26 protein-coding genes and 1 riboswitch are annotated in these 16,278 nt (G+C 56.3%); of the genes, 6 read left to right on the forward strand and 20 right to left on the reverse strand.

The window, feature by feature from the left end; translation table 11 throughout:
- The first annotated feature begins 140 nt into the window (after window positions 1-140).
- Complete coding sequence (gene ampC / locus BLR97_RS06070; protein WP_089703533.1) at window positions 141-1,313, forward strand: class C beta-lactamase; 1,173 nt, start codon at window positions 141-143, stop codon at window positions 1,311-1,313.
- Window positions 1,314-1,515: 202 nt separating this feature from the next.
- Window positions 1,516-2,196 carry a cupin domain-containing protein gene (locus tag BLR97_RS06075; protein ID WP_089703535.1) on the forward strand — a complete coding sequence of 227 codons (681 nt, stop codon included), beginning with the start codon at window positions 1,516-1,518 and terminating at the stop codon, window positions 2,194-2,196.
- Here BLR97_RS06075 and BLR97_RS06080 read toward each other — a convergent pair.
- Together BLR97_RS06080 and gloA are read right to left on the reverse strand one after the other, a co-directional pair.
- On the reverse strand, window positions 2,188-2,550 hold the full coding sequence (locus BLR97_RS06080; protein WP_089703537.1) for a DUF6164 family protein: 363 nt from the start codon (window positions 2,548-2,550) through the stop codon (window positions 2,188-2,190). The genes BLR97_RS06075 and BLR97_RS06080 overlap by 9 nt on opposite strands.
- A gap of 1 nt (window position 2,551) precedes the next feature.
- Complete coding sequence (gene gloA / locus BLR97_RS06085) at window positions 2,552-3,085, reverse strand: lactoylglutathione lyase (protein ID WP_089703539.1); 534 nt, start codon at window positions 3,083-3,085, stop codon at window positions 2,552-2,554.
- 164 nt (window positions 3,086-3,249) lie between these two features.
- Between gloA and BLR97_RS06090 the strand changes: the two genes are divergently transcribed.
- The 4 genes from BLR97_RS06090 (at window position 3,250) to thiE (ending at window position 5,665) form a co-directional block, all read left to right on the forward strand.
- Complete coding sequence (locus BLR97_RS06090; RefSeq protein ID WP_089703540.1) at window positions 3,250-3,624, forward strand: DUF2237 family protein; 375 nt, start codon at window positions 3,250-3,252, stop codon at window positions 3,622-3,624.
- A 108-nt stretch (window positions 3,625-3,732) separates the two neighbouring features.
- Window positions 3,733-4,077 (forward strand): hypothetical protein, encoded by a 345-nt coding sequence (locus tag BLR97_RS06095; protein WP_089703542.1) that lies wholly within the window; start codon window positions 3,733-3,735, stop codon window positions 4,075-4,077.
- A gap of 46 nt (window positions 4,078-4,123) precedes the next feature.
- Window positions 4,124-4,220, forward strand: a riboswitch (TPP riboswitch).
- Window positions 4,221-4,245: 25 nt separating this feature from the next.
- Window positions 4,246-5,055 (forward strand): hydroxyethylthiazole kinase, encoded by an 810-nt coding sequence (gene thiM / locus BLR97_RS06100; RefSeq protein WP_089703544.1) that lies wholly within the window; start codon window positions 4,246-4,248, stop codon window positions 5,053-5,055.
- Window positions 5,045-5,665, forward strand: coding sequence for a thiamine phosphate synthase (gene thiE, locus BLR97_RS06105; RefSeq protein WP_089703546.1), 621 nt, complete (start codon window positions 5,045-5,047; stop codon window positions 5,663-5,665). The genes thiM and thiE overlap by 11 nt, the downstream gene beginning before the upstream one ends.
- Window positions 5,666-5,675: 10 nt before the next feature.
- Here thiE and BLR97_RS06110 read toward each other — a convergent pair whose 3' ends face one another.
- The 18 genes from BLR97_RS06110 to rplX all read right to left on the reverse strand — a co-directional run bounded on the left by BLR97_RS06110 (window position 5,676) and on the right by rplX (window position 16,271).
- Window positions 5,676-6,551 carry a DMT family transporter gene (locus BLR97_RS06110; RefSeq protein ID WP_089703548.1) on the reverse strand — a complete coding sequence of 292 codons (876 nt, stop codon included), beginning with the start codon at window positions 6,549-6,551 and terminating at the stop codon, window positions 5,676-5,678.
- A gap of 63 nt (window positions 6,552-6,614) precedes the next feature.
- Window positions 6,615-7,922 carry a D-alanyl-D-alanine carboxypeptidase family protein gene (locus tag BLR97_RS06115; protein ID WP_089703550.1) on the reverse strand — a complete coding sequence of 436 codons (1,308 nt, stop codon included), beginning with the start codon at window positions 7,920-7,922 and terminating at the stop codon, window positions 6,615-6,617.
- Window positions 7,923-8,080: 158 nt separating this feature from the next.
- Window positions 8,081-8,467, reverse strand: a complete 387-nt coding sequence (gene rplQ, locus BLR97_RS06120; protein WP_089703552.1) for a 50S ribosomal protein L17 — start codon at window positions 8,465-8,467, stop codon at window positions 8,081-8,083.
- A 39-nt stretch (window positions 8,468-8,506) separates the two neighbouring features.
- Window positions 8,507-9,502 (reverse strand): DNA-directed RNA polymerase subunit alpha, encoded by a 996-nt coding sequence (locus BLR97_RS06125; RefSeq protein WP_089703554.1) that lies wholly within the window; start codon window positions 9,500-9,502, stop codon window positions 8,507-8,509.
- 103 nt (window positions 9,503-9,605) lie between these two features.
- Window positions 9,606-10,226 (reverse strand): 30S ribosomal protein S4, encoded by a 621-nt coding sequence (rpsD, locus tag BLR97_RS06130; RefSeq protein WP_089703556.1) that lies wholly within the window; start codon window positions 10,224-10,226, stop codon window positions 9,606-9,608.
- A gap of 12 nt (window positions 10,227-10,238) precedes the next feature.
- Entirely contained in the window at window positions 10,239-10,625 is a 387-nt protein-coding gene (gene rpsK / locus BLR97_RS06135) for a 30S ribosomal protein S11 (RefSeq protein WP_089703558.1), read from the reverse strand.
- 39 nt (window positions 10,626-10,664) lie between these two features.
- Window positions 10,665-11,021 (reverse strand): 30S ribosomal protein S13, encoded by a 357-nt coding sequence (gene rpsM / locus BLR97_RS06140; protein WP_089703560.1) that lies wholly within the window; start codon window positions 11,019-11,021, stop codon window positions 10,665-10,667.
- A gap of 123 nt (window positions 11,022-11,144) precedes the next feature.
- Window positions 11,145-11,258, reverse strand: coding sequence for a 50S ribosomal protein L36 (rpmJ, locus tag BLR97_RS06145; RefSeq protein ID WP_009099023.1), 114 nt, complete (start codon window positions 11,256-11,258; stop codon window positions 11,145-11,147).
- 27 nt (window positions 11,259-11,285) lie between these two features.
- A complete protein-coding gene (gene secY / locus BLR97_RS06150; protein ID WP_089703562.1) occupies window positions 11,286-12,617 on the reverse strand; it encodes a preprotein translocase subunit SecY in 1,332 nt (443 codons plus the stop codon).
- On the reverse strand, window positions 12,618-13,052 hold the full coding sequence (gene rplO, locus BLR97_RS06155; protein ID WP_089703564.1) for a 50S ribosomal protein L15: 435 nt from the start codon (window positions 13,050-13,052) through the stop codon (window positions 12,618-12,620).
- Window positions 13,053-13,055: 3 nt separating this feature from the next.
- Window positions 13,056-13,238, reverse strand: coding sequence for a 50S ribosomal protein L30 (gene rpmD / locus BLR97_RS06160; protein WP_027337522.1), 183 nt, complete (start codon window positions 13,236-13,238; stop codon window positions 13,056-13,058).
- A 6-nt stretch (window positions 13,239-13,244) separates the two neighbouring features.
- A complete protein-coding gene (gene rpsE / locus BLR97_RS06165; RefSeq protein WP_089703566.1) occupies window positions 13,245-13,745 on the reverse strand; it encodes a 30S ribosomal protein S5 in 501 nt (166 codons plus the stop codon).
- Window positions 13,746-13,757: 12 nt separating this feature from the next.
- On the reverse strand, window positions 13,758-14,108 hold the full coding sequence (rplR, locus tag BLR97_RS06170; protein ID WP_089703568.1) for a 50S ribosomal protein L18: 351 nt from the start codon (window positions 14,106-14,108) through the stop codon (window positions 13,758-13,760).
- A 9-nt stretch (window positions 14,109-14,117) separates the two neighbouring features.
- Window positions 14,118-14,648 carry a 50S ribosomal protein L6 gene (gene rplF, locus BLR97_RS06175; protein ID WP_089703570.1) on the reverse strand — a complete coding sequence of 177 codons (531 nt, stop codon included), beginning with the start codon at window positions 14,646-14,648 and terminating at the stop codon, window positions 14,118-14,120.
- 9 nt (window positions 14,649-14,657) lie between these two features.
- Entirely contained in the window at window positions 14,658-15,050 is a 393-nt protein-coding gene (gene rpsH / locus BLR97_RS06180) for a 30S ribosomal protein S8 (protein ID WP_089703572.1), read from the reverse strand.
- 32 nt (window positions 15,051-15,082) lie between these two features.
- Window positions 15,083-15,388 (reverse strand): 30S ribosomal protein S14, encoded by a 306-nt coding sequence (gene rpsN / locus BLR97_RS06185; RefSeq protein WP_089703573.1) that lies wholly within the window; start codon window positions 15,386-15,388, stop codon window positions 15,083-15,085.
- 10 nt (window positions 15,389-15,398) lie between these two features.
- The gene (gene rplE, locus BLR97_RS06190; RefSeq protein ID WP_085917617.1) at window positions 15,399-15,938 is read right to left on the reverse strand and encodes a 50S ribosomal protein L5; all 540 of its coding nucleotides are present in this window, start codon (window positions 15,936-15,938) and stop codon (window positions 15,399-15,401) included.
- 18 nt (window positions 15,939-15,956) lie between these two features.
- Complete coding sequence (gene rplX, locus BLR97_RS06195; RefSeq protein ID WP_007111996.1) at window positions 15,957-16,271, reverse strand: 50S ribosomal protein L24; 315 nt, start codon at window positions 16,269-16,271, stop codon at window positions 15,957-15,959.
- Window positions 16,272-16,278 lie beyond the last annotated feature (7 nt).

Genomic DNA, 16,278 nt, shown 5'->3' on the forward strand with positions numbered 1-16,278 from the left:
CAAATTTTTCTAATGGCTTATGCAAAATATCGCTGTTTGTGAATTGCCGCAGCGCGCCGTAAGTTAGCCACTGTCACGCTCCCTGTGGCTGGTGGTACCACCCAGCTTTCCTACTACACTCATCAAAACAGGATCTCGGTATGCGTAAGATGTTAGCAGCAAACTCCGGCCTTATCATGACAGCTTCGCTCCTAATGAGCGGCACTGCCTGGGCATCCAATGCGCCTGACAGCGCAGAGATTGAGGCGCTGGTGAACGACACTATCGCGCCTTTAATGGCTGAGCATCGTATTCCAGGCATGGCGATCGCGCTTAGCATCAACGGTCAGCAGCACTACTTTAATTATGGCCTCGCCAATCAAGAAGCGGGAACCCCGGTCACCGATGAGACGCTGTTCGAGCTAGGCTCTATCAGTAAGATCTTCACCGCCACATTGGCAGGCTATGCCCAGGCTAGCGGCGCGCTCTCGCTTTCCGATCCGGCCAGTCGCTACCTGCCAGCCCTTGAAGGCAGCGCCTTCGATGAGATTACGCTGCTGGAACTGGGCACCTACACGGCGGGTGAGCTTCCACTGCAGTTCCCAGAGGAAGTTCAAAGCGAAGAGGCGATGATCGACTACTATCGCCAGTGGCAGCCTGAATCCGCCCCTGGCAGCCACCGGCTCTACTCCAACCCGAGCATGGGCCTGTTCGGTTATCTCGCCGCACAAAGCCTTGATCAGCCCTTCGAGACATTGATGGCGGAAACGCTGTTCGCCCCGTTAGGGCTTGAGCATAGCTACTTTCAGGTGCCTGAAGCGCAGCAGGCGCACTATGCCTACGGTTACTCTAAAGAGGATGAACCCATTCGGGTAAACCCAGGCATGCTGGATGCTCAGGCCTACGGATTGAAATCGACTGCCGCAGACGTACTAACGCTGCTAGAAGCCAATATGAGTGGTGCTGAGCTTAATGAGCCACTAAGCCAAGCCTTGGCAGCCACGCGCAGGGGGTACTTTGAGATCGGCAATATGACCCAAGGGCTGGGCTGGGAAAGCTATGCCTACCCGGTGGCGCTCGATCAGTTGCTGGCAGGCAACTCGCTTGAGATGATTTTGCAGCCCAACCCTGCCAACCGCTTAACCCCACCACTAGCCCCCAGGCAGGAAGCGCTCTACAACAAAACCGGCGCTACCAACGGCTTTGGCGGCTATGTGGCTTTTGTACCCAGCGAGCAAATCGGCATTGTGCTGCTGGCTAACCGCAACTACCCCAACCAGGCGCGCATTGAAACTGCACACCGTATCCTTTCCGAGCTGACTGAAGCGCCCTAAGCAAGCAGCCAGACAACCTGATGCCGCCTTCGTGAACTGCCCCCCAATCGTTGGCCATTCATCCAATGGCTGGGGTGTTTTTTATGGCGATATAGCGAAGATCAAACAACCGAAAGTTGCATTTTTTGCTGTCGATATGGAGACTAGCAACCTGCTAACACCCCTTCCCGTTACTTACCTTGACCGCAAAGAGCCCTTTCCCATGCGTCTAAACGCCGATTTTAGCCACTTTGCCTGTGTTACCCCGGAAGAGTATCAGTGGGTCGATTCCCCCAGCGCGGGGGTAAAGCGCATGATGTTTGACCGGATTGGTGATGAAGTTGCTCGCGCTACCAGCCTTGTGCGCTACGCCCCCAACACAAAGTTTGAGCGGCACACCCACGGCGGCGGTGAAGAGATTTTAGTCTTGGAAGGCGTATTCGCCGATGAGCATGGCCGTTACGCGGCCGGTAGCTACCTGCGCAATCCAATCGGCACGGGTCATACGCCGCAAATTGGCGAGGAGGGTGCGTTGATTCTGGTCAAACTGCATCAGTTCGACCCGAACGATGAGTTACAACTGGCCGTTCCCGCCCATCGCTTGCCCTGGCAGCCGGATCGCCGACCGGGCATTAGCTACAAAATGCTGCACACCTTTAAGCAAGAACGGGTGAGCCTCGAGCGCTGGGAAGCAGTCCAATCGATTCGCTACCCCGAGCTGGCCGGTGGGCTGGAGTTTTACGTTTTAGAAGGCGATTTGAGCGACGGCGAGGGTCAGTATGCCGCCGGAAGCTGGTGCCGCTACCCCAGCGGCGTCGCGCTCACGCTGACCGCTGGGGCATCCGGTGTTCAGCTGTATCTCAAGCGCGGCCACTTACCGCCTGCGCAAACCGATTTAGCCTAAGGCCAGAAACGGCAGTAGCGTTAACGCGATAAGCAGTAAGATGGCCACGCCCACCAGCGTGACTTGCACGGGGTGGGCGGTGAAGCGTTGCCATAGGGTCGGGGCCTCGCCGCGCGCGATGGCCTCTTGATGCGCCTGCTTGGCCTGGGCCAGGCGCTCGGCTTGGTAGTCGGCCAGCAGCGCCTTGGCATCCTCCAACTGACTAGGGTCACGCAGCCAAATCGCATCCACCCCCAGGCGAAAAAAGCCCGCCTGTGTCTCGTAGGTGTCCATGCCATGGGCCTCTAGCAGCTGGCGGACTTCCATGGCCTCTTCCTCGGTTACATGGCGCAGGCGGAACAGCAGATGCGCCATGCTAATCGCCCTTTCCTGCCATCAGATCCGCTTGAATCACTTCGATCCAGTAGCCGTCCGGGTCTTTGACGAAAATCACATCTTTCATCTTGCCTTGGTAAGCACGCTTGACGAAGGTCACGTCGTGCTCGTCGAACCATGCCTGCGCCGCGGCTAGATCGGGCACGCTAAAGCAGATATGGCCAAAGCCCTGAGGCTCGGCATTGCCGTCGTGGTAGGCAAAGTCCTGCTGGTTTTCCGTCCCCCAATTGTGGGTAAGTTCCAGCAGGCCCTTCTGGCTAAACGTCCAGGCGGTGCGCGCTTGGGTATCTTCAGGCACGTTGTCGTCGGCTTCCAGGTTGGCCAGGAAGTAAAGCGAGAACTGCATTTCCTCGAAATCCAACCGACGCATCACCTGCATGCCGAATACCTGAGAATAAAACGCCAAGGCTTGCGCGGGGTCTTTAACCCGTAGCATGGTGTGGTTTAGGCGAAAACCTTGGGTCTGTTCAGGGGACGGCACTACCCCGGGTTGCTGTTCACCTTGAAATGACATGCGCTACCTCCTTTGACGTTTCGGATACTGTGTACAAGGCTATACTACCTTTATAAAAAGCGTGTTTATAAATCCTGCATTGATAAGCCAAGTACAACGATGACTGTCGCTCCATCATGAGGGCAGTCGACAAAAATTCCAGCCCTAAACCTGAAGGAGGCTTTATGGCCCGCGATCTCAATGTACTGGGTGAACCGCTCACGCCGTGCTGCCATGCGCCCAAAACCGGCTTTTACCGCGACGGATTTTGCCGCGTTGGCGCGGATGATGCCGGGGTTCACTCAGTATGCGCCATGCTAACCGAGGAATTCCTCGCCTTTTCGCTGGCCCAGGGCAATGACCTGGTGACGCCGCGGCCTGAGTTTGGTTTTCCTGGGTTGCAGCCCGGCGATCGTTGGTGCCTGTGTGCCTCACGCTGGCTGGAAGCGGCGGAAGCAGGCTTGGCGCCCCCGGTCATTTTATCGGGCACTAACCAGAAAACCCTAGATATCATCGGGATGGTGACGTTACGCCAGCATGCGTTGGATGCCGTGCATTAGCGTGCCGGTGGTCAGGCTGGATATTCTATGCAACTGCTCTACACTTCTATTATCACTTTTGTACAGAATATCCATGTCCAAAGCAGGCGGTTCCATCAGGAGTAGGTCATGACCTCGATTGATATGGCTCTTGGCGATCACATAACCTTGAAGCAGCTATCCCAGGCAATACGCAATGGTTTCTCGCCGATTGTGGAAGTGGAATCCATGGACGGTATTTATAAAGTGCGTTTTCATCATGCCAATGGCGTATCCGACTTGTCTGATGCCCAGGGTCATGTCAGCACTTTCCTTGGCACCGGGGAAATACGCGACACGCTGGGTGAACTTGGCTTAACACACGGCGTACTGACGTTTGCTGACCAGTGTGGCGATGAAATGATCGGCGTTGAAGGTAAAGCTATGACGCCTGACGAAATGCTTACCTACGGCACTCGCATCGCGTTTCGCTAGACCTCCCTTCCGGGGCTTTACAGCGTTGCAAAAGCCACGGATAGTGTAGTGACGACAGGGGCGCTCGTAACCTAACGAGCTGAGAAGCACCCTCATCACCTGAACCGGCTAATACCGGCGTAGGGAGTCGTGGTGAGCCATCACCACCTCCCACGTTGGGAGGAAACCATGACGCACCCCCCGCTGGGCAGTTACCTATCATCCGTCCGCGACACCACCCCGTTGGTTCACTGCATCACCAATTTTGTGGCCATGAACAGCACCGCCAACCTGTTGCTGGCGACTGGCGCGTCGCCTGCCATGTTGCATGCCCAACAAGAAGTCGCCGAATTCACCGCGATGGCCGGCGCGCTTTCCATCAATATCGGCACGCTTTCACCGCACTGGGTAGACGCCATGCTGATTGCCGCGCGCACGGCACATGAGCGTGGCACCCCCTGGGTGTTAGATCCTGTCGCCGTCGGGGCCACCGACTATCGCCGGCAGGTCTGCGCCGACTTATTGACCTACCAACCCAGCGTGATTCGCGCCAACGCCTCTGAAGTACTCGCGCTCCATGGGCTGGCTCACGCAGGCCGGGGAGTGGATTCGACCGCGGCTACCGATGATGCACTCGACGCCGCCATGGCGCTCGCAGGGCAGCATCGCTGCATTGTCGCCATGACCGGTGAGCAAGACATAGTCACCGATGGCCACCAACGTTACCTAATTAACGGCGGACACCCGCTGATGCCACGGGTCACGACGTTAGGCTGCGGGCTTAGCGCCTTATTGGCGGCGTTTGTGGCCGCCAACCAGGACGATGCATTACGCGCCAGTAGCGCCGCCGTGACGTGTTTTGCCATGGCCGGTCGCCACGCCGGTGAGATCGCCGCAGGGCCAGGGAGTTTTTACGTTGCCTTTTTGGACGCGCTTTATCAGCTTACCCCCGACGCGCTCAGCCACTTTGCCCAACGGGAGATGACCCATGCCGCTTGATCTGTCGCTTTATTTAGTTACCGATGCCACGCTGTGCCAACCTTATGGCCTCGAACGTACCGTTTACGAGGCGGTTCGCGGTGGCGTGAGCATGGTGCAGCTGCGCGATAAGCAGGCCAGCGATGCGCAGATGACGGATCAAGCGCGCCGCTTGAAAGCCTTGCTGGCAGGCAGCGGTGTCCCCTTGATTATTAACGACCGGCTTAAGGTCGCCCTTGCCAGCCAGGCGGATGGCCTACACATCGGTCAAAGTGATACGGCAGTTCAGCAAGCACGGGCGGCAATGGGGCCGCAGGCCATATTGGGGCTGTCGATTAACAACGTGGATCAGATGTTTGACGCGCCCACCGACCAACTTAACTACGTGGGGATTGGCCCGATCTTCGCCACTTCCAGCAAGCAGGATCACGCCCAGCCGATTGGCTTCGGTGGCCTTGCTTCCCTGGCAAACGCCTGCCCGTTGCCCAGCGTGGCCATTGGCGGACTCAATGCCACCCACGTCAGTGCGGTACGGCGCGCCGGGGCCCAGGGGATAGCCGTTATTTCAGCTATTTGCGGGCAGCCGGATCCCGAGCAAGCGGCGCGCGAGTTTCAATACGCGTACGCATAACTTGGCTGTGTTACGCCGTCGGGCGGCGTTTTAGGGTCGTTCGACGGTCATGATAGGCAATCGCCAAGCCACTTGCCATGATCAGTGCGCTGCCTACCCATACCCACATATCCGGCAATTCGCCCCAGATCCACCAGCCCAACAGCACAGCCCAAAGCATGGCGGTGTAGTCGAAGGGCGCGGCAATCGCCGCCGGTGCGTGACGAAACGCCATGGTTATGCTGGCTGTCGCGCCCACGCCCAATATTCCAGAGAATAAAAAACCCAGCCAATGCCAAGGCTGGGGGGTCTGCCACACCCACGGCAAACTGATGCCGGTGACGACCAACGGCACGGTGGTCATATAAAACACCATGGCCCATAAATGCTCGCGGCCGCCATAGCGGCGGGCGGTTATCATCATCAGCGCATAGAAAAACGCCGCGCCGACCAATACCAGCGCGCCCGCTTGGAACGCTTCGCCCCCGGGGCGTACGACGATCAGCACACCGACAAACCCGGTTAATGAAGCAATCAAAACCGGGGGATCTATTTTTTCTCCCAACAAAGGGACGGACAGCAGCGTGACGAAAAGTGGTGCAACAAACGCGATGGCAGTTGCCTCCGCCAGTGGAAGCAGCGTTAAGCCAAACACAAAGCACACCATGGTCGCGGTGTAGATGAGCCCGCGCAGCAAGTGCACGCCAGGTCGGCGAGTGCGCAATTTACGCAACCCTCCGGAAAAATACGCCAACAGGGCAATCAGCGGCAGCGACACCAACGCACGAAAAAAGATAATCTGCAGCGGCGAATGGGTTTCGCCCAGCCACTTTGAGACGGCGTCACCCAACGCTAGAAACAGCACGCCCAGGCACATAAACAAAATGCCTTTGAACGATGCAGTCATCGCCACCTCCGCTTCATAAAAAAACCGCCGGCGAGATCGCCGGCGGGATATGAGTTCAACGCCTTACAAGCTCGCATTAACGACTAAACAGTCCATCCCCCGGGAGCGTAATTGGTCGCAGGCTTGGCGAGCCTGTTGCTCTTCCAACGCCATAAGCCGAGCCCGAAACACGCGGCTTGGGCCAATCGGCGCATCTACCGCTACCTGCCCCGCTACATCACGGGGTAAATAGGCGGCAGCCTGGCGGGCGTAACGCTGAGCTTTGTCTTCTTGACTAAAGGCCCCCACCTGGATGCCCCAACCCCCGGCGGCAGTGGCGCGCGCGGCCATGGCCCGCTCACGCTCGATAAAGGCTTGCAGCGGATCTACCTGCGGCGGCTCGGTTCGTGTTGGCTGAGCACGCTCAAATGGCGCCGTTTCAGGCGTGTAAGTTGCCACAACAGGCGCTTCTTCCATGGGGGGTGTGCTCGTAGCCGTCGGCGGAAACGCCATATAATCAGCGGCGAAGTTAACATCCGCAAGCCAATTGGGCTGGTCGAGAAGTGACGCTCGAACAAAGCTACGATCCAACAAGTTAGCCATATGCTTATCGCGCGAGCGCCAGGTAAAACCGCCCATGACGATGCCCATAAGACGACGATCACCCCGGGTAGCCGTGGTGATCACATTAAACCCTGACGCGCGAATAAAGCCGGTTTTTAAGCCATCCGCGCCGGGATAGTTACGCACTAAGCGATTATGACTGGTGTGCTTGGTGCCGCGATAGGTAAATTCTTGCAGCGAAAAATAATGATAATAATCGGGATAGTCCTGCATAACGCGTACCCCTAGCGTCACCATATCGCGTGCCGTGGTAATCTGCCGGTCGTCGGGGAGCCCAGAGGCGTTGCGAAAGATGGTGTTGCGCATGCCTAGCTCACGGGCTTTTTGGGTCATCAACTGAGCAAAGCGCCGCTCACTACCGCCCAGGGCCTCAGCCATCACCACCGCCACATCATTGGCTGAGCGCACCACTAAGGCGCGGATCGCCTCATCGACGAGTATCGAACTACCGGCCGATAACCATAGTTTGGAAGCCGGCATTGACGCTGCTTGGGAGGAAACCGGCAGCGGCTGATCTAGCGCTAACCGTCCCTCATCAAGGGCTTCAAAGGTCAGATAAAGGGTCATTATTTTGGTCAACGAGGCGGGATAGCGGCGCTCATCCTCGTTTTCAGCATAAAGCACTTCGCCTTCGTCCAAATCGACGACCATCCCGGCATAGCGCGGATTGTCGGCCTGAAGGGGCAGTGTTATCACGATAAGCAGCACGCCTAAAATCAGCGCGCCTACCGATCTGTGCCGGCTGTGGCCCCATCGCTTTGTTGTCATATCCGCCCCCTTCGTTTTATTTTAAACCAACGCGACCTGATTGATCCCAGTGTCAGGCTAACGGCTTGAGTATATACGCTGAAGTGACTAATCGGCGACATAAAAAAACCGACCCACAGGGGTCGGTTTTGGCGTTGACGGGGCGAAACAGAAGCGGATTACTCTTCTGCGGCCGCCTCTTCAACCACCGGACGATCGACAAGCTCAACGAACGCCATGGGCGCGTTGTCGCCGGTGCGGTAGCCGCACTTGAGAATACGGACGTAACCGCCCGGACGCTCGGCGTAACGCGGACCCAACTCGTTGAACAATTTGCCGACGGCTTCTTTAGAGCGCGTGCGGGCAAACGCCAAACGACGGTTGGCAACGCTGTCCTGCTTAGACAAGGTGATTAGCGGCTCGATAACGCGACGCAATTCCTTGGCTTTGGGCAGGGTTGTCTTAATAACTTCATGTTCGACCAGCGAGACAGACATGTTCTTGAACATGGCCTGCCGATGCGAGCTGGTACGATTCAGATGACGACCACTCTTACGATGACGCATGGTTGTGATTCCTTACCAAACTGGGACTCGAGTCGACACTCACGCGGAGGCCTTGTCGTCCTTCAGGCTAGCCGGCGGCCAATTTTCCAACCGCATGCCGAGGGACAAGCCGCGCGCCGCCAATACATCCTTAATTTCGTTCAAGGATTTCTTGCCGAGATTCGGGGTCTTCAACAGCTCAACTTCTGTGCGCTGAATCAGATCACCGATGTAATAGATATTCTCGGCTTTTAGGCAGTTCGCGCTGCGAACGGTCAACTCAAGATCGTCTACGGGGCGCAATAGGATCGGATCAACGTGATCCTCTTCCTCTTCGACTTCCTGTTCTTTATCTGCTTCCAGGTCGACGAAGGCGGCCAGCTGCTCTTGCAGAATGGTCGCACTGCGACGGATAGCCTCTTCCGGATCCAGGGTACCGTCGGTTTCCAGATCGATAATCAACTTATCGAGGTCGGTACGCTGCTCGACACGAGCAGCCTCGACCGCGTAGGAAACACGGCGGACAGGGCTGAAGGTGGCATCCAGCTGCAGGCGGCCAATAGCGCGGGATTCTTCATCAGAACCACGCACGTCAGCCGGTTCGTAACCACGACCCTGCGCTACCTTAAGCTGAATTTTCAGCTCGGCACCTTCATTGACGTGTGCAATGACGTGGTCCGGGTTGACGATTTCGACGCTATGATCAAGCGCAATGTCGCCAGCGGTGACGACGGCTGGGCCCTGCTTGTTCAGCGAGAGCACCGCCTCATCGCGGCTGTGCATCTTGATCGCAACATCTTTTAAGTTCAGGAGGATTTCAATGACATCTTCCTGCACCCCTTCGAGGGCACTATATTCGTGCTCGACACCCGCAATTTCAGCCTCTACCACGGCACAGCCGGGCATAGACGAAAGCAGAATGCGGCGCAGTGCATTCCCCAGGGTGTGACCAAAACCACGCTCGAACGGTTCGAGAACGATTTTGGCGTGATGTGCGCTGATTTCTTCGACCTTGATGTCACGAGGACGGAGAAACTCTGTCACTGAACGCTGCATATGAACACCTATCAGGCTGCCAAACGGATACTTTGTACTCAGGAGAATCCGGGCGGAGAACCGCCCGGGCTTCAAGAAGCAGAGACTAGTTAGTTAACGCTGCTTACTTGGAGTACAGCTCGACGATCAGGTTTTCGTTGATGTCGGCAGACAGGTCACCGCGTTCAGGCAGAGCCTTGTAAGTGCCTTCCATCTTCTTGGCGTCGGTTTCGATCCACGCCACATCACCACGGTTGGCCGCAATAGACAACGCGGTTTGGATGCGGACCTGGTTCTTCGCCTTCTCGCGAATGGACACAACGTCACCCGGCTTCACTTGGTAGGAAGCCACGTTAACGGTGCGACCGTTCACGGCAATCGCCTTGTGGCTGACCAGCTGACGCGCTTCAGAGCGAGTCGAGCCGAAGCCCATACGGTAGACGACGTTATCCAGTCGGGATTCGAGCAACTGCAACAATACCTCACCGGTCGCGCCTTTCAGGCGAGCGGCTTCTTTGTAGTAGTTACGGAACTGCTTTTCGAGTACGCCGTACATACGACGCACTTTTTGCTTCTCGCGAAGCTGCAAGCCGTAGTCTGAAAGACGCTGACGACGCTGGCCGTGTACACCCGGGATCTGCTCGGATTTACACTTTTTCTCGAAGGGAGTCACACCACTCTTCAAAAAGAGGTCGGTGCCTTCACGACGAGACAATTTGCACTTCGGTCCAATATAACGGGCCATGAATCTGTCTCCTTAAACGCGGCGTTTCTTCGGCGGACGGCAGCCATTATGGGGAATGGGCGTCGCGTCGATAATGCTTTGCACGCGGAAGCCGGCGGCATTCAGTGCGCGCACGGCGGATTCACGACCGGGACCTGGGCCTTTGACCAGCACGTCGACGTTTTTCACACCATACTCGGCTGCAGCAGTTGCTGCACGTTCACTTGCCACTTGAGCAGCGAACGGGGTGCTCTTGCGAGAACCACGAAAACCCGAACCACCGGCAGTTGCCCATGAAAGAGCATTGCCCTGGCGGTCTGTGATCGTCACGATCGTGTTGTTAAAAGAGGCATGGATATGCGCAATGGCATCCACTACCTGCTTTTTAACCTTTTTACGGTTACTACGCGGGTTAGCCATGTTGATGTCTATTCCTGTCTTTACGCCAGAACGTGCGTGTTATTTGCGGATCGGCTTACGCGGGCCCTTACGGGTACGCGCGTTAGTCTTAGTCCGCTGACCACGCAGCGGAAGACTACGACGATGACGCAGACCACGGAAGCAACCCAAGTCCATGAGACGCTTAATGTTAAGCGTGACATCACGACGAAGGTCGCCCTCTACGGTGTACTTACCAACTTCAGAACGCAGGGTGTCGACTTCTTCAGAAGACAGGTCCTGAATCTTGGCATTCATGGCAATACCGGCAGCAGCACAGATGTGCTCTGCACGAGTACGGCCAATCCCGAAGATATAGGTCAGCGAGATCGCCGCATGCTTGTTGTCCGGGATATTGACGCCTGCAATACGGGCCATCAGCTTACTCCGAAATTTGAGCGGCTTGCTCGTTAATCATCTTTAAAAGGCGCAACAGCATACCCCCTTTAGCTGCCCGAAGGCAAGGGGTATGCCGGCACCCGCTTAATACAGACCAGGAAATTAACCCTGGCGCTGCTTGTGCCGTGGTTCGATGCAGATGACGCGAACAGCGCCATTGCGACGAATGATCTTGCAGTTACGGCACATTTTCTTTACGGAAGCTCGAACTTTCATCGTTCTCTCCAATACGGACGGCGCGCGTTAGCGCATGATGCCGCCACTACCGTAGCCTTTCAGGTTGGACTTCTTCATCACCGAGTCATATTGATGCGACATGAGATGCGATTGCACCTGAGCCATGAAGTCCATGATGACCACTACCACAATCAATAGCGAGGTACCGCCAAAGAAGAACGGCACGTTCCACGCTACGATCAGGAACTGGGGCATCAGGGAAACCGCAGTGATATACAAGGCACCGAACAGGGTCAGACGTGTCATGACCTTGTCGATGTAACGAGCGGTCTGCTCGCCCGGACGAATACCCGGCAGGAAGGCACCTGACTTTTTCAGATTGTCAGCTACATCCTTAGGATTGAAGACCAGCGCTGTGTAAAAGAAGCAGAAGAATACCACTGCCGCACCAAAAAGCAAGATGTAAAGCGGTTGACCAGGGCCTAATGCCTGCGAGGCGCGCTGCAACCACTCCATGCCATCGCCTGCGCCTACCCACTGACCAATAGAGGCCGGGAAGAGCAGGATACTGGAAGCAAAGATAGCGGGAATAACCCCAGCCATGTTCACTTTCAGCGGCAAGTAGCTGCTTTGCCCTGCGTACATCTTGTTGCCGACCTGGCGACGCGGATAATTCACTTTGAGGCGGCGTTGGCCACGCTCAATGAACACCACGAAGGCCACGGTGGCAACACCCAGTACGGTAAGCGCTAACAGCGGCAGTACGTTCCAAGCCCCTTCATTGCGAGCCAGTTCAAACGCCTGACCTACTGCACTGGGCAACCCAGCCACGATACCGGCAAAGATCAGCAACGAAATACCGTTGCCGATACCTTTTTCGGTAATCTGCTCACCTAGCCACATCATAAATACCGCGCCGGATACAAACGTAATCACCGCAGTAAAATAGAAGCTAAAGTCAGCGGTATACGCGATACCTTGGCTAGCCAAACCGACGGACATACCGACAGCCTGAATAAACGCCAGTAACACCGTGCCGTAGCGGGTGTACTGACTAATCTTGCGGCGGCCGGCCTCGCCCTCTTTCTTGAGTTGTTCAAGATGTGGGGAGACCGCAGTCATCAGCTGCATGATAATCGACGCCGAGATATACGGCATTATGCCCAAGGCGAGGACGCTCATGCGCTCCAGAGCACCACCTGAGAACATGTTAAACATGCCCAGAATGGTGCCCTGTTGCTCCCTAAACAAGGCAGCAAGCTGGTCAGGATTGATACCGGGAACGGGAATGTGGGCACCGATACGGTACACCACGATGGCGAGGAGCACGAAGCGCAAACGCGCCCACAGTTCACTCAGACCGCTGCCCATCGCCGGCATGTTTCCTGACTTGGCCATTTAGTCCTCTACCTTGCCGCCAGCGGCTTCGATCGCTTCACGGGCACCTTTGGTGACCTTGATGCCGCGAACGGTAACCGCTTTTTTCAGTTCGCCAGAAAGGATGATTTTCGCGTTTTGCGTTGCATCCTTCAGCACGTTGGCTTGCTTTAGCGTGTCCAAAGTGACTTCGTCACCGGCTACCTGGGCAAGTTCCGCCAGGCGCACTTCTTCAGACACCATCGACTTAGCCGAGGTAAAACCATATTTCGGCAGACGACGCTGCAACGGCATCTGACCGCCTTCGAAACCTGGCTTAACGCTGCCACCGCTGCGTGCTTTCTGGCCTTTGTGGCCACGGCCGCCGGTCTTACCCAGACCGGAGCCGATACCACGACCAACACGCTTTTCAGCGTGTTTAGAGCCCGCTGCCGGGCTCAAGGTATTGAGTTTCATGGATTACTCTCCCTCAACGCGCACAAGGTAGTTTACCTTGTGGATCATGCCGCGTACGGCAGGGGTGTCTTCCAGCTCAACCGAATGACCGATGCGACGCAAACCCAGACCACTCATCGTAGCCTTGTGCTTGGGCAAAACGCCGATGGTGCTGCGGATCTGGGTAACCTTGATCGTTGCTGCCATGGTGTCTTACCCCGTGATCGCTTCGACAGACAGACCGCGCTTGGCGGCCACGTCTTCCGGTGCTTGCATGGACGCGAGACCGTTTACGGTAGCGCGTACAACATTAACCGGGTTGGTGGAACCGTAACACTTGGCCAATACGTCATGGACGCCAGCGAGCTCTAGTACAGAGCGCATAGCACCACCGGCGATGATGCCGGTACCTTCAGACGCCGGCTGCATGTATACCTTGGAAGCACCGTGACGGGCTTTAACCGGGTATTGCAGCGTGTGGCCTGATAGGTTGACCTTGACCATGTTGCGACGAGCTTGATCCATCGCTTTCTGAATCGCGATAGGCACTTCACGCGCCTTACCACGACCGAAACCGACACGACCTTTACCATCACCAACGACGGTCAGTGCGGTGAAGCCGAAAATACGACCACCTTTGACCACCTTGGCGACGCGGTTGACCTGCACGAGTTTTTCCTGCAGATCACCGCTTTGCTGTTCGTTCTTCGCCATCGTAAAAACCCTTTAGAATTCCAGGCCGCCTTCACGCGCGGCGTCGGCCAGCGCCTTGACGCGACCGTGATACCGAAAGCCAGCACGATCGAAGGCCACCTGGGTGATGCCTGCTTCTTTAGCGCGTTTGGCAATCAGTTCGCCCACTTTCGTGGCCGCTTCTGAGTTACCAGTCGCACCCTCACGCAGTGCTTTGTCCAGCGTAGAAGCACTGGCTAGCACTTTGCCACCATCCGGCGAGATAATCTGCGCATAGATGTGACGCGGGGTACGGTTGACGCACAGGCGATACACGCCCAGCTCGCGGATCTTGGCGCGAGCGCGGCGGGCACGACGGAGACGAGATTCTTTCTTCGCGTTCATAACCCTGCCTTACTTCTTCTTGGCTTCTTTGCGACGCACCTGCTCGTCGGCGTACCGGACACCCTTGCCTTTATACGGCTCGGGGGGACGGAAGGCGCGGATTTCCGCGGCGCACTGGCCGAGCTGCTGTTTGTCCGCGCTTTTCAGCACGATCACGGTGTTCTTCGGCGTTTCCGCTGAGACACCTTTCGGCAGTTCGTAGTCGACCGGGTGCGAGAAGCCCAGTGAAAGATTGAGCGTCTGGCCCTTAACTTGGGCACGATAACCGACGCCAACAATTTCGAGAGTCCTTGTAAAACCCTCGGATACGCCCGTCACCAGATTCTGAACCAAGGCGCGGGTTGTACCGGCCATTGCCCAGCTTTTGGCAGATTCGCTCGGGGCGAAGGTCAGCTGGCCATCTTCTTGAGCCACTACCACATCGTGGTTAATGGTCATTGATAGCGTGCCTTGGCCGCCTTTGGCGGTCAGCTGGTCAGCGTCAATTTTAATCTCAACGCCGGCAGGCACTTTAACCGGATATTTCGCTATGCGGGACATTCCAGCCTCCTAGAATACGGTGCAGATGACTTCGCCACCAACACCCGCCTGGCGAGCAGCACGATCGGTCATCACCCCATTAGAGGTGGTAACAATCGCAATACCCATGCCATCGGCGACCTTAGGCAGGTTGTCCTTGCCCATGTAACGGCGCAGGGACGGCTTGGAAACCCGCTGGATATGGTCGATAACCGGTTTACCCTCAAAATACTTGAGCGTTACGGTTAGTTCGGGCTTGGTGCTTTCAGTCACCGTGAATTCGGTGATGTAGCCCTCTTCTTTCAGCACGCGGGCCACTTCCACTTTCAACTTGGAGGACGGCATGGTTGCCGTCTCCTTGGTGGCCATCTGCGCATTGCGGATACGGGTAAACATATCCGCCAGAGTGTCTTGCATGCTCATTTAATGTGCGCTCCTGATGATTCTACGTGGCGTTACCAGCTGGACTTTTTGAGTCCGGGAACGTCGCCACGCATGGCGGCTTCACGCAGCTTGTTACGGCCTAGACCGAACTTGTTGTAAAAACCGTGCGGACGACCGGTGATACGGCAGCGGTTACGCTGACGTACCGGGCTTGAGTCGCGCGGCAGTTGCTGCAGCTTAAGCGTCGCCTCGAAGCGATCTTCCTCAGAAGTGTTCACATCGATGATAATTGCCTTGAGTTCAGCGCGCTTGGCCGCGTATTTCTCGACCAACCTCGTGCGCTTAAGCTCACGTTCTACCATGCTTTTCTTTGCCATGATCCAACCCTTATTTCTTGAACGGGAAGTTCAGCGCGGTTAGAAGCGCGCGACCTTCCTCGTCGGTGTTGGCGGTAGTAGTGATGGTGACATCCAACCCCCGGATACGATCGATTTTATCATACTCGATCTCCGGGAAGATGATTTGCTCACGCACACCCATGGAGTAGTTGCCACGACCGTCGAAAGACTTCGGGTTAAGACCGCGGAAGTCACGCACGCGAGGAATCGCAATGTTCACCAAACGGTCCAAGAAGTCCCACATGCGCTCTGCGCGCAGGGTCACCTTGATACCAATCGGCCAACCTTCACGTACCTTAAAGCCCGCGATGGACTTACGTGCCTTGGTCACCAACGGCTTTTGACCGGACAACATCTCCAGATCACCGATGGCATTATCGATCAGCTTTTTATCGCTGACCGCGTCGCCGATGCCCATATTAAGCGTCACTTTCGTGATGCGCGGCACCTGCATTACGTTGGCATAGCTAAACTGCTCTTTGAGCTGAGCTACTACCTCGTTTTGATAACGTTCTTTCAAGTTCGCCATTGTGCTACCCGACTCGCGTTAGGCGTCGATCTGCGTCTGCGTCGACTTGTAGATACGTACCTTGGTACCGTCTTCCTTCACTTGGAAGCCGACGCGATCCGCCTTACCGGTCTCCGAATTGAAGATGGCTACGTTGGACGCGTGAATCGGAGCCTCACGCTCGACGATACCGCCCTGATTTCCCGCCATGGGATTTGGCTTGGTGTGACGTTTAATCATGTTCACACCGGACACCAAGAAGCGGTTTTCTAATACCCGCTTAACAGTGCCACGCTTGCCCTTATCCTTCCCGGCGATGACGATGACTTCATCGTCACGTTTGATTTTTTGCATATCCGCC

The organism is Vreelandella arcis, assembly GCF_900103865.1.
Classification (GTDB): Bacteria; Pseudomonadota; Gammaproteobacteria; order Pseudomonadales; family Halomonadaceae; genus Vreelandella; species Vreelandella arcis.